Genomic DNA, 12,518 nt, shown 5'->3' with positions numbered 1-12,518 from the left:
CGCCTTCGATATCAGTCGGCGATGCCCCTGATCACCGGGTGGTGGAAGGTGTCGCCGAACGCGCGCTCCGAGGCACCCTCACGGTCGAGGTAGGGCGACGCGCCGCCGTCGATGAAGGGCCAGCCCGCGCCGAGGATGAGGCACAGGTCGATGTCCTCGACCTCGGGCACGACGCCCTCGTCGAGCATCAACTTGATCTCGGTGGCCAGGCCGTCCTGCACGCGGCGCAGGATCGTGTCGGCCGACGCCGGGGACGACCCGACGTGCCCCTTCAGCACCTTCTGTGCATCCTTGGTGAAGCCGGTGACCCGGCCGCCCTTGTCTTTCTCGACGACCTGCGGTAGCTCCGCGAGGGCGTGGAAGTTCTCGTTCGCGTAGAAGCGGTCGGGGAACGCGTGCACCATCGTGTCCTGCACGTGCGCGGCGACCTTCCAACCGACCAGGTCGATCAACTGGAACGGACCCATCGGCAGGCCGAGCGGAGCGAACGCCTTCTCGACGTCCGCGACGGGCGTGCCCTCGTAGACGGCGCGGGCGGCCTCGCCCATGACCTTCGCGAGCAGGCGGTTCACCACGAACCCGGGGGCATCGGCGGTGAGCACGGCGTTCTTGCCGAGGCCACGCGCGACGACGAACGCGGTCGACAGCGCGGCATCCGAGGTCTCGGGCGTCTTCACGATCTCGATCAGCGGCATGACCGCGACCGGGTTGAAGAAGTGGAAGCCGACGAGACGCTCGGGGTGGGCGAGCTTCGACCCGATCTCCTCAACCGACAGCGACGAGGTGTTGGTCGCGAGGATCGCGTCCTCGGCGATGATGGGCTCGATCTCGGCGAAGACCTGCTGCTTGACACCGACCTCTTCGAAGACGGCCTCGATGACGAAGTCGCAGTCGGCGTAGCGGCTCTTGTCGGTCGTGCCCGTCACGAGGGCGCGCAGCTGGTTCGCGGTGTCGCCGTCGAGGCGACCCTTCGCCTCGAGCTTGCCGATCTCGTCGTGGATGTAGGCGACGCCCTTATCAACGCGCGCCTGGTCGAGGTCGGTGATCAGCACGGGCACCTTGAGCTTGCGCACGAACAGCAGCGCGAACTGGCTGGCCATGAGGCCCGCACCGATGATGCCGACCTTCGTGACCTTCTTGGCGAGGGCCTTGTCGGGCGCGCCGACGGGGCGCTTCGCGCGCTTCTGCACCAGGTCGAACGCATACATGGATGCCGCGAACTGGTCGCCGGTCACGAGGTCGGCGAGCGCCTCGTCTTCGCGGGCGAAACCCTCCTCCTTCGTGCCCGAGCGCGCCTTGTCGAGCAGGTCGAGCGCGACGTAGGGGGAGCGGGGCACCGTGCCGATCTTCGACTCGAGCATGCCGCGCGCCATCTTGACGGCGACGGGCCACTTGACCGTGCGCTCGATCTTGCCGGGCTGGTTCTTGCGCTCGACCTTGATCGCGCCGGTCAGCACGCCGTCGGCCCACGCGAGCGAGCGCTCCAGGTAGGTCGCGGCGGGGAAGATCGCGTCGAAGATGCCGTAGTCGTAGGCCTGCTGCGGCTTCAGCATGCGGTTCTGCTTGAGCGGGTTCGAGATCACGACCTCGAGCGCGTTCTCGATGCCGATGAGGTTCGGCAGCAGGTAGGCGCCGCCCCAGCCCGGGATGATGCCCAGGAACACTTCGGGGAGCGCGATCGCGGCCGCCGAGGCATCCACCGTGCGGTAGTCGGAGTTCAGCGCGATCTCGAGCCCGCCGCCGAGCGCGAGCCCGTTGACGAACGCGAACGAGGGCACGCCGAGCGCGCCGAGCTTGCCGAACACCTTGTGACCGAGCTGGGCCACGAGCTTGGCGTTGGCCTTCGAGCCGACCTTCGTGATGTCGGACAGGTCGGCGCCGGCCGCGAGGATGTACTGCTTGCCCGTCACGCCCACGGCGTCGATCTCGCCGGCGGCCGCGCGGGCCTTCAGCGCGTCGAGGGTCTCGCCGAGGGCGGTCATGGTCGCCGGGCCCAGCGTGTTCGGCCGCGTGTGGTCGCGTCCGTTGTCGAGCGTGATGAGCGCGAGCACCTTGCCCGAGGCGAGGCGGATGTCGCGGACGCGCGCGTGCGTGATGACCTCGCCGTCCGTCAGTGCGGTGAGAGGGGAGAAGTCGATCTCGTCGTAATTTGTCATGTCGCGTGTCCTCAGCGCTTCTTGCCGTTGTAGTGCGGGTTCTCCCAGATGACCGAACCGCCCTGCCCGAGGCCCACGCACATCGCGGTGAGGCCGTAGCGGACGTCGGGGCGCTCGGCGAACTGCGCCGCAAGCTGGATCATGAGACGCACACCGGATGCCGCGAGCGGGTGCCCGAGCGCGATCGCGCCGCCCCACTGGTTGACGCGGGGGTCGTCGTCGGCGATGCCGAAGTGGTCGAGGAGCGACAGCACCTGCACCGCGAACGCCTCGTTCAGCTCGAACAGGCCGATGTCGTCGATCCTGAGTCCGGCCTTCTTCAGGGCCTTCTCGGTCGAGGGGATCGGACCGATGCCCATGATCTCGGGCTGGACCCCCGCGAACGCGAACGAGACCATGCGCATCTTCGGCTTCAGGCCCAGCTCCTTCACGGCTCCGCCGCCCGCGAGTAGCGACATCGTCGCGCCGTCAGTGAGGGGCGAGGAGGTTCCGGCGGTCACGCGGCCGTGCGGACGAAACGGGGTCTTGAGGCTCGCGAGGTCTTCCATCGTGGTCTCGGGGCGACGGCCCTCGTCTTCGGTGGCGAGGCCCCAGCCGCCCTCGGCGTCTTTGATCGCCACGGTGACGAGGTCGGGCTGGAACTTGCCGGCCTCGTACGCGGCCTGCGCCTTGTGCTGGCTGAGCATGCCGAAGCGGTCGGAACGCTCCTTGGTCAGCTGCGGGAAGCGGTCGAAGATGCGCTCGGCGGTGACGCCCATGTTGAGCGCACCCGGGTCGACCATGCGCTCCGAGACGAACCGCGGGTTCGGGTCGGCGTTGCCGCCGATGGGGTAGTGGCCCATGTGCTCGACGCCGCCGGCGAGGGCGACCTCGTACATGCCGGCGCCGATGGATGCCCCCATCATCGCCACGCTCGTCATCGCGCCCGCGCACATGCGGTCGATCGCGAAGCCGGGCACGGTCTGCGGCAGGCCTGCGAGGATCGCCACCGAGCGGCCGAGCGTGAGTCCCTGCTCACCAGTCTGGCTCGTCGCGGCGATCGCGACGTCGTCGACGCGGTCGGCGGGAACGTCGGGGTTTCGTTCCATCAGGCCGATCGTCGCCTTGACGGCGAGGTCATCCGATCGGGTGTTCCAGTACATGCCCTTCTCGCCGGCGCGCCCGAAAGGGGTTCGCATGCCGTCGACGAAGTAGACGTCCGAGAGCTCGGCCACACTGCCTCCAAAGTTTGGGATTGAGTACAGCCTAACGTGACACTCAGTCCCGCGGAATCGGTTGGTTCGATTCTACGAGGCGTCCACCGATGCGTCGTCGGCGGCGTGCACGGAATCGACAAAGGCCGCCGCGATCACGGGGCCCACGAGCTCGATCTGCCAGGGCCGCGCGCCGTGGCTTGCGAGCACCTCGCCGACCGAGTCCGCGTCGACCTCGTCGGGCGGGGTCCACGCGACGCGCCGCAGCGTGTCGGGCGTCAGCAGGTTCTCGGTGGGCATGCGCAGGTCGACGGCGAGCTGCTCGACGGCGGGCCGCGCGGCTTTCAGACGCGCATCGGCGGCCGGATTTCGGTCGGCCCAGGCCCGGATCGGAGGCATCCCGTCACCCGGCACGCGCTCGGCGGGAAGCGCGGTCTCGCCGCGCCCCGCCTCGATCGCGGCCCACCACCGGTCGAGCTGGGTGCGACTCGCGCGCCCCGTGAAGTCTTTGACGCGCGAGAGTTCCTGCTTGCTCGCCGGGTCGGCGAGCACGGCGGCGATGAGCGAACGATCGGGCACGAGGCGACCGGGTGAGGTGTCTTGGTCGCGCGCGTAGTCTTCGCGCGCCTGCCACAACGAGCGCGCGACCGCGAGCGAACGTCGACCACGCACCGTGTGCAATCCGCTGAGGCGGCGCCACGGTTCTTCACGGGGTGGCTTGTCGGGGCGTGTGCGCACGGCTTCGAACTCTTGCGCCGCGATCTCGGTCTTGTCCTGCTCGGCGAGTTCGAGGACGAGCGCGTCGTAGACGTCGACCAGGTGCATCACATCAAGCGCGGCGTATTCGAGCCACGGCTGCGGCAGCGGTCGCGTCGACCAGTCCGAGGCCGAGTGCGCCTTCGCGAGAGTGATGCCCAGAGTGTCTTCGACGACGGCGCCGAGCCCCACGCGCTCGTGGCCGAGCAGGCGCGCGGCGAGCTCGGTGTCGAAGATCGACGGCGGGTCGAGGTGCAGTTCGCGCAGCGACGGCAGATCTTGGCTCGCCGCGTGCAGAATCCACTCCTCGCCGCCGATCGCGCGCTGCAGCGCCGTCATGTCGCCGATCGCCGGCGGGTCGAAGAGGAACGCGCCGGCCCCGCGGCGGAAGACCTGCACCAGGTAGGCGCGCTGCGAATAGCGAAAGCCCGAAGCGCGCTCGACATCGACGGCGACCGGCCCTGTGCCGGCCGCCAGCAGCGCGGATGCCTCGCCGAGCCCTGCGGCGTCGGCGATCACGTCATATTCAGCCACGCGTCATCCTCTGTGCTCCGAACACGGCGATCCCTTCCGATCCCGGCGGAAGGCCCGCCAGCATGCACACCAATTCTGCCCATGCATCGAGGTGCGCGGCGATGTCGCCCGACGGCGACCACGACGCGCGCAGTTCGATCTGCGCCCCGTCGCCCTCGTCGGCGAGCCCGCCGAAGCCGCGCGAGAGCGTCTTGGTGGCGGTGCCGGATGCCGAGTGGTAGGCGGCTCCGCGAGCCTCGAGCGCGTCGAGGAGCCACGACCACGCGACCTCGGCGAGGAGTGGATCGGTGCCGATCTCGGGTTCGAGGGGCGCCTGCGCGAAACAGACGATGCGCCACGCGCCGTCCCACGCGTCGGGCTCGGCGGGATCGTGCAGCAGCACGAAGCGGCCGGTGCCGAGCTCCGAGTCGACACCGTCGACATCGGGCCGCACATCGCCGGCGACGGCGAAGGCGTCGGGCGCCAGCGTGGCGGGGGCGGGGATCTCGCGCACGGCGAAATCGGATCGGAACGACTGCGCGCGAAGCGCATCGGCGACGCCGGCGAACGTCGGCGATCCGGCCGGGGGACGGGGCTCATCCACGCGATCAGACTAGAATGCAGGGACGATGAAGGCATCCAGGCGCGCCGTCGCCCTCGACTCACGATTCGGTTCCGCGGCGGCCCTGCGGGCCGTGATCGTTGCGCTGGCCACGGCCCTTTTCGGTGTCTGCGTCGCCCTCGCCGTCGTCACCGTGCGCATCGCCCGCCGGGTGGTCATGCCCGCCGCGCGGGCCGCCGACACGCGCATCCTGAACGTGGATGTCGCCGCGCAGACGATCACGCTCACGCGCACCCCCGACACGGTGCTGCCGGGGCGGTACGGGCTGTTCACGACCGGTGCCGCCGAGTATCTGAAGATCGGCTCGGTGCTCTCGAGCGACAGCGGCAGCGTGAAACGCAAGCTGCTGACCGAGGTGGAGGGTGACATGCACCTGGCTGCCGAGGCGGCGTTCAGCGGATGGTATTTCCAGCGCCCCGAAGAGCTGCACCTGCCGTTCACCGAAGAGCACGTGCACGCCGCCGTGGGCAGCTGCCCCGCCTGGTTGTTCCCCGCCGCGTCGGCCGAGAGCGCCGAGACGTGGGTCATCCAGATCCACGGCCGCGGCACGACACGTGCCGAGTGCCTGCGCGCGGTGCCCGTCTTCCACGCGCTCGGCATCGCGTCGCTGGTCGTCTCGTATCGCAACGACGGCGAGGCGCCCCGCACCCGCACCGGCAGTTATGCCCTCGGCGCGACCGAGTGGCGCGACGTCGATGCCGCGATCGCGTGGGCGCGTCGGCGCGGCGCGCAGCGCATCATTCTCATGGGCTGGTCGATGGGCGGGGCGATCGCGCTGCAGGCCGCGCTCGGCTCGGCGCACCGTGAGCGCATCGCGGGGCTGATCCTCGACTCTCCCGTCGTCGACTGGCGCACCGTCCTCACCTATCAGGGGCGCGCGCTCGGTCTGCCGGCGCCCGTGACGGGCCTTGCGATCGAGACGCTGCGGGCCGACTGGACGGCGCCCGCGACGCGCTCCGAAGGCGGCATCCCGTTCGACCGTCTCGACATCGTCGCCCGCGCGGGCGAGCTGCGCCACCCGATCCTGTTGCTGCACAGCGACGACGACGGCTTCGTGCCGTCGAGTGCGTCGCACGCGCTGGCCGAGGCCCGCCCCGACCTCGTCGAGCTGCAGACCTTCTCGACGGCGCGCCACACCAAGTTGTGGAACTACGACCAGGAGCGCTGGACCGAGGCCATCGGCGACTGGGTGCGCCGACACGGACTCGTCACGGAAGAGGTGGCGTCGTGAGTGCTTCGGGCCTCGTGCACCTGACCGAGCGCAGCCCGCAGGTGTCGGGCGCCGAGATGGTCGCCGCCCTCGTTCCGCCGCCGCAGTTCGACGACGCGACCTTCGAGACCTATCGCGCCGACCCCGCCTACCCGTCCCAGCAAGAGGCGAAAGACCGTCTCATCGTGTTCAGCGGCGGCGGAGCGCCCGCCGAGCGCGGTGGTCTGTTCCGTCGCGCCAAGAAGGCGCCCGAGATGAAGCCGGGCGTGTACCTCGACGGCGGGTTCGGTGTCGGCAAGACGCACCTGCTGGCATCCATTTACCACGCCATGCCCGCGCGGCGGAAGTATTTCGGGTCGTTCATCGAGTACACGGCGCTCGTCGGCGCGCTCGGGTATCAGAAGACGGTCGAGCTCTTCCGCGGGGCCGACCTGCTCTGCATCGACGAGTTCGAGCTCGACGATCCCGGCGACACGATGGTGATGACGCGGCTGATCGGCGAGCTGGTCCCCACCGGCACGAAGCTTGCCGCCACCTCGAACACGCCGCCGAACGCGCTCGGTGAGGGCCGCTTCGCAGCGCAGGACTTCTTGCGCGAGATCCATGCGATGGCGTCGAGCTTCGAGACCATCCGCATCGACGGCACCGACTACCGGCAGCGCGCCCTCGACGGGCACGCGCAGGTGCTCGACGACGCCGCCTACGCGCAGGTGCTGACGGATGCCTCCGCCGCAGGCACCGCGTCGGACGACGACTTCGCGGGGCTCGTGCGGCACCTGGCATCCGTGCACCCCTCGCGCTACATCCGGTTGATCGACGGGATCGACACGATCGGCATCCGCGATGTCGCCGAGCTCGACGACCAGTCCGCGGCGCTGCGCTTCGTCGCCTTCGTCGATCGTGCCTACGACGCGCAGATCCCGGTTCGCGCCACGGGGGAGCCCCTCGACCGCGTGTTCGCCCCCGAGATGCTCACCGGCGGCTACCGCAAGAAGTACCTGCGCGCGATCTCGCGCCTGAACGCGCTGACGCATTCCTGACGGCCGCCGAGCGCGCCGGAGCGCGCCTCGAAACGTGATGTTCACACCACAGGGGCGTCTGTAACCCGCGCGAAACACGACACGCATGCCGCAGGAAACCGCGTGTGGTCACACTGGGGGTGCCTCAACCGCTGCGACCCGAAACGCTGCAGGGGAGGGGCCCGAGTTACACAACCCCTGAGTGAGGATCTTCATGGACAGCGGAAACCTCGCGTGGTCTGTCACGGCGACAGCCCTCGTACTTTTCATGACGCCGGGTGTGGCGTTCTTCTACGGCGGCCTGGTGAAGGCCAAGAGCGTCGTCAGCATGATGATGATGAGCTTCGGAGCGATGGGCCTGGTCGGCGTGCTCTGGATCCTCTACGGCTCGAACATGACGGTCATCGCCGAGGGTGAGAACCAGTTCCTCTCCGGCAACCCGTTCAGCGACTTCGGTCTCGCCGGCACCTCGAGCGACGGCCTCGTCGTCTCGGCCTACGGCGCGACCTTCGCGATCATCACCGTCGCGCTCATCTCGGGCGCGATCGCCGACCGTGCCAAGTTCGGCTCGTGGATGATCTTCGCCGGTATCTGGGCGACCGTCGTCTACTTCCCGGTGGCCGCGTGGGTGTGGGGCGGTGGCTGGGCCTACAACCTGGGCTCGAACCTCGGGCTCGACGTCAGCGTCATCGACTACGCCGGTGGTACCGCCGTGCACATCAACGCCGGTGCGGCGGCCCTGGCGCTCGCCCTCGTGCTCGGCAAGCGTGTCGGCTTCCAGAAGGGCATCCACAAGCCGCACAACGTGCCGCTCGTGATGCTCGGCGCCGCGATCCTGTGGTTCGGCTGGTTCGGCTTCAACGCTGGCGCTGAGGGCACGTTCTCGCTGCTCGGTACCGCTGACTCGAAGGTCGGCCTGATCGTGATCAACACGCTCGGCGCGACCGCCGCCGCCATCATCGGCTGGATCGTCGTCGAGAAGCTCAAGGACGGCAAGCCCACCGCCGTCGGTGCCGCCTCGGGCGCCGTCGCCGGCCTCGTCGCCATCACCCCCTCGTGCGCCGCGCTCGCTCCCGGATGGGCGCTGCTGCTCGGTGTGATCGCCGGCGCGGTCTGCGCCTTCGCGGTGGAGCTGAAGTGGAAGCTCGGCTACGACGACTCGCTCGACGTGGTCGGCGTGCACCTCGTGGGTGGCATCATCGGCACGCTCTACATCGGGTTCTTCGCGACCGACACCGGCCTCTTCACCGGCGGCACGGGTGCGCAGCTGCTCGTGCAGTTCATCGCCGCCTTCGGTGTGCTGATCTACTCGTTCGTCGTCGCCTACCTGCTGGGCCTGCTCATCGAGAAGACGATCGGCTTCCGCGTGAAGAACGAAGACGAGATCGCCGGTATCGACACGGTCGTGCACGGCGAAGAGGGTTACGCCCTCGCAGACTGACCGCACCATCACACAGCGCGCTGTCTGACAGCGCAGAAGGGCGCCGGATCCGATCCGGCGCCCTTCTTCTGCGCTCCCGTGAACCGTCGCCGAGCGGTCGAGGGCAGTCGCGGGCGGTTCGGTAGGGTGAGCCCATGGCGGCGCGCGACAGCTATCTCACCGGGTTCATCAAAGGGCTCATCAACGTCTTCACCGGCGGGGCCGGGGTCGTCGACGACCAGTTGAAGGATGCCGCGCGCCGCGACGAACGCGAGCGCCGCGACGCCGGGTCGCTGAGCGCCACGCGGCGCGCCGAGGCCACCGTCGCGGCGACTGCACGCGCCCAGAGCGGCCACACCGCGACGATCGAGATCGATCCGCCGGCACGGTCGGCCCTGCGCATCTCGTACGCCCCCGAGCGCGATGGAGACCCCGACGCCGGCGAGATCGTCTGGACGTGGGTTCCGTACGCCGAGCACGACGGGCGCGGCAAAGACCGTCCGGTGCTCGTGATCGCACGGCAGAGCGACGAGCGGGTCTACGCCGTGCGCCTCACGAGCAAGGCGCACGACGGAGACCGCGACTTCGTGTCGATCGGCACGGGCCCCTGGGATGGCCAGGGACGGCCGTCGTGGATCGACATCGAGCAGCTGTACAGCGTGCACGCCGAGGGCATGCGCCGCGAGGCATCCGCCCTCGACCGCGCACGGTTCACCCGCGTCGCCCAGGCGCTGCATGGCCGCTACGGGTGGGACATCGAGCTCTAGACGTTTGTGTCGCCCAGGACGCTGTCACTTCGTCTGGGCGAAGAGTGGTGCGAAGACGATGATCGCTGCACCTGCGAGAGCGACGACCGTCCCGACATAGTCCCAGAGAGTCGGGGTGAAGCCGTCGACGACGACGCCCCACGCGAGCGACCCTGCGACGAAGACACCGCCGTACGCAGCGAGCACGCGACCGAAGTGTGGATCGGGCTGCAGTGCCGCGACGAAGCCGTAGGCGCCGAGCGCGACGACGCCGAGGAGCGCAAACCACCACCCGCGATTCTCGCGCACCGACTGCCAGATGAGCCACGCACCGCCGATTTCGGCGAGGGCTGCGAGGGCGAACAGCAGGATGATCCGAAGTGTCGTCACGCCGTCAGTCTGTCAGGCGACACGAGGCGGAGTCGGCAGGATCTACCGGATCGGTTTACTGCAAATGGTGGGCGATACCAGACTCGAACTGATGACCTCTTCCGTGTGAAGGAAGCGCGCTACCAACTGCGCCAATCGCCCGTGACCCGGGGAGTGATCCGCGGGCCGAGAACCGATGTTACCGGATGCCGGGGCCCGGGAACGAATCGTCGGCGAGACACGCGCGGGGTGCGCTCGGTTTTGCGAAGTGCGTGGAGTGCACTAAAGTCGATCAAGTGCCTGAGGGAGTCGGAAACGACAACCACGGGAAAACGCGGATGTAGCGCAGTTGGTAGCGCACAACCTTGCCAAGGTTGGGGTCGCGAGTTCGAGTCTCGTCATCCGCTCAAGTGCAGGGGTCTCTTTTTGAGGAGATCACGGCACGTGGGGTCAATCCACACGGTGGCGTGGCCGAGCGGCTAGGCACCGGCCTGCAAAGCCGTTTACACGGGTTCGAATCCCGTCGCCACCTCACCTCATAACTGAACAGCCTTTATAGGCGCGATTGGCGCAGCGGTAGCGCGCTTCCCTGACACGGAAGAGGTCACTGGTTCGATCCCAGTATCGCGCACACAAGAAAACCCCTGAGAAATCAGGGGTTTTTCTCGCATGGGGAGCGAAGCGCTAGCCTTCGGGGAATATACGGGGAACATCGCTTCGGGTGTGCGCGAGGTGAACGGCCGGGTGCGCCTTTCTCCGACGTTTTCCCGCGCGATGGTCTCGAGCACCACAGGTTGTGAGCACCCGGTCCGCTGAGGCATCGCCGGCGCCACTGCCTGCGTGTGACACGACGAGAACGATGCGATCGCGATTCAGTGCCTTCTCCGCTTCTTGCGAGGATGCCGCGGGTTCGTGCCCTTTGCGCGCGGCGGTAGTGGCGCGCTCGACGCTTCGATCGGTCGCAGCTTCAGGACCTCAAGGTCGAGCTCCGCGCTCGGGCTGGCCAAGCGGTCGTCGAAGAGCACGTCGACCAGAATGCCCGTGGCTTGGTCATAGACAAGGGCAGTCCCGCGGTGAAGCCCGAGCTGATACTTCTTGGCCTGAAGGTACCGCCGGAGCGATGACGTGGATGTGTCGGGATCAGATCCCGCAGTACGAGTCGCCCAAACGAACAACCAGCCTTCGCGTTGGTCAGAGCCGAGCGCGATTGTTCGCGACCGCTCCTGCTCGGGAGTGCTGGACGAGCGCCGGAGCTGGCCGGGAATCCTCGCCATCACGTCTTGCGTGGCAGCATTCGCAGACAACAGAGTTGCCCCTGTACTCAACCAGGCGGTATCGCCGCGCGTCTGGAGCTCATCTGCCAGCAGATCAACGGTGCCAACGCTCGGATCCTCTCGCTGCGCCGTGAGCTTGACCTGTGGGACGACCCGGGCCTGGTCAGAGGCATCGAGTCGCGCCTCGCGACGATGCAGGAATCTCTGAAGGGACTGAACACGCAGCTGGAGCAACTCGCCAATGAGCGCGCCTCGGCAGACAATATGGCCGTGATCACCCTCACCGGTGCGACCTCACGGGGGACGCTGGCCTCGTGGTCGCTTCCGGGAGCGCCGGGCGGTGTGACTCTCGAACAGCTCGCCGGCATGAGTGAGACCGACATCGCCACCCTCCTCGCCGCACACCCCGAACTGACCGACAAGCTCCTCACCGCGCAGACCCCCGAGCAAACCGCAGCGTGGTGGCAGAGCCTGACCCTCGATCAGCAGCACGCCCTCGTCCTCGGCGGATCCACGCTCATCGGCGCACTCGACGGGCTCCCGCCAGCAATCCGTGTCGCCGCGAATCGCATCAACGCGGCGAACCAACTGCCAGACCTGGAACGACGTCAGCTCACCGCTGACTTCAACCACCTTGCGACCGTCAATACAAACTTCGTCGACCCACACTTGGTTAACTACCTCCGACGCGTAGCCGACGGAGACGTGCAGCTCTACCTCTGGCGCCCTGAGAAGGGCGCGACCATTGAGATGGCTGGAGACCCACGCACCGCGAAGTCCGTAATGTTCGTGGTGCCCGGCACGAACGCGAGCATCAGCAAGTTCACCAGCGACAACCCGATGACAGGATTCGCGAACTGGCAAGTCGAAAGATCTGTGCCGCCAGGATCTGTGCTTGCATTCACCGTGCTCACCGGACCGATGCCATATCTGACGCCTGACCCAGTCGACTTCTGGTCGAATGGGCCGCAGAACAACGCATTCGCCACCGCCCGCGCGCCAGAGTACGCAGCATTCCAGAAGGGCCTGACCGCCTCACTACCCGATCTTCCAACGGTCAGCTAAGAGCACTCGTACGCTTCCGCGGTCGGATCCACCGCCGAGTCCCTCGGCGCCGCCCCTACGGTTCGCGGGTCTGTCCGTTCCTTTGTGTATGGGGCTTCGGCTTAGTTGATTCCTAGGCGGTCGCCGTAGGTGATGGACAGGGTATTCAGGATAGCTTTCCAGCCGGCGATCTGCC

At 68.0% G+C, this 12,518-nt stretch carries 10 protein-coding genes and 4 tRNA genes; 8 read left to right on the top strand and 6 right to left on the bottom strand.

The annotated features are described in order from the left end of the window. Positions 1-11: 11 nt before the first annotated feature. The 4 genes from G3N18_RS07040 to G3N18_RS07025 form a co-directional block, all read right to left on the bottom strand. Positions 12-2,156 carry a 3-hydroxyacyl-CoA dehydrogenase NAD-binding domain-containing protein gene (locus G3N18_RS07040; RefSeq protein ID WP_196383596.1) on the bottom strand — a complete coding sequence of 715 codons (2,145 nt, stop codon included), beginning with the start codon at positions 2,154-2,156 and terminating at the stop codon, positions 12-14. A gap of 11 nt (positions 2,157-2,167) precedes the next feature. After that, positions 2,168-3,370, bottom strand: coding sequence for an acetyl-CoA C-acyltransferase (locus G3N18_RS07035; RefSeq protein ID WP_196383595.1), 1,203 nt, complete (start codon positions 3,368-3,370; stop codon positions 2,168-2,170). Positions 3,371-3,442: 72 nt separating this feature from the next. Beyond that, a complete protein-coding gene (locus G3N18_RS07030; RefSeq protein ID WP_196383594.1) occupies positions 3,443-4,639 on the bottom strand; it encodes an HRDC domain-containing protein in 1,197 nt (398 codons plus the stop codon). Next, complete coding sequence (locus tag G3N18_RS07025) at positions 4,632-5,222, bottom strand: DUF3000 domain-containing protein (RefSeq protein ID WP_196383593.1); 591 nt, start codon at positions 5,220-5,222, stop codon at positions 4,632-4,634. Before G3N18_RS07025 ends, G3N18_RS07030 begins: the two co-directional genes overlap by 8 nt. 25 nt (positions 5,223-5,247) lie before the next feature. On the opposite strand from G3N18_RS07025, the gene G3N18_RS07020 reads away from it, so the two are divergent. The 4 genes from G3N18_RS07020 (at position 5,248) to G3N18_RS07005 (ending at position 9,656) form a co-directional block, all read left to right on the top strand. Further along, a complete protein-coding gene (locus G3N18_RS07020; protein ID WP_196383592.1) occupies positions 5,248-6,471 on the top strand; it encodes an alpha/beta hydrolase family protein in 1,224 nt (407 codons plus the stop codon). Positions 6,472-6,527: 56 nt separating this feature from the next. Further along, on the top strand, positions 6,528-7,490 hold the full coding sequence (gene zapE / locus G3N18_RS07015; protein WP_196383619.1) for a cell division protein ZapE: 963 nt from the start codon (positions 6,528-6,530) through the stop codon (positions 7,488-7,490). Between the two features lie 193 nt (positions 7,491-7,683). After that, the gene (locus tag G3N18_RS07010) at positions 7,684-8,910 is read left to right on the top strand and encodes an ammonium transporter (protein ID WP_196383591.1); all 1,227 of its coding nucleotides are present in this window, start codon (positions 7,684-7,686) and stop codon (positions 8,908-8,910) included. Between the two features lie 134 nt (positions 8,911-9,044). Further along, positions 9,045-9,656, top strand: a complete 612-nt coding sequence (locus G3N18_RS07005; RefSeq protein WP_196383590.1) for a type II toxin-antitoxin system PemK/MazF family toxin — start codon at positions 9,045-9,047, stop codon at positions 9,654-9,656. 24 nt (positions 9,657-9,680) lie between these two features. Here the strand turns inward: G3N18_RS07005 and G3N18_RS07000 are convergent, their stop codons facing one another. Next, the gene (locus tag G3N18_RS07000; RefSeq protein WP_196383589.1) at positions 9,681-10,025 is read right to left on the bottom strand and encodes a YnfA family protein; all 345 of its coding nucleotides are present in this window, start codon (positions 10,023-10,025) and stop codon (positions 9,681-9,683) included. A 65-nt stretch (positions 10,026-10,090) separates the two neighbouring features. Further along, positions 10,091-10,166 (bottom strand) — tRNA-Val (locus tag G3N18_RS06995). Between the two features lie 172 nt (positions 10,167-10,338). Here G3N18_RS06995 and G3N18_RS06990 point away from each other — a divergent pair. From G3N18_RS06990 to G3N18_RS06975, 4 genes are all read left to right on the top strand, one after another. Beyond that, positions 10,339-10,411 (top strand) — tRNA-Gly (locus G3N18_RS06990). 54 nt (positions 10,412-10,465) lie between these two features. Further along, positions 10,466-10,536, top strand: a tRNA-Cys gene (locus G3N18_RS06985). A gap of 27 nt (positions 10,537-10,563) precedes the next feature. Next, positions 10,564-10,635, top strand: a tRNA-Val gene (locus G3N18_RS06980). A 649-nt stretch (positions 10,636-11,284) separates the two neighbouring features. Next, the gene (locus tag G3N18_RS06975; protein ID WP_196383588.1) at positions 11,285-12,343 is read left to right on the top strand and encodes a hypothetical protein; all 1,059 of its coding nucleotides are present in this window, start codon (positions 11,285-11,287) and stop codon (positions 12,341-12,343) included. The last annotated feature ends 175 nt before the right edge of the window (positions 12,344-12,518 follow it).

This window comes from Microbacterium paulum (genome assembly GCF_015707995.1).
Lineage (GTDB): Bacteria > Actinomycetota > Actinomycetes > Actinomycetales > Microbacteriaceae > Microbacterium > Microbacterium paulum.
Note: the sequence above shows the minus strand (reverse complement) of the source record. Positions and strands in the feature narration are given on the sequence as shown.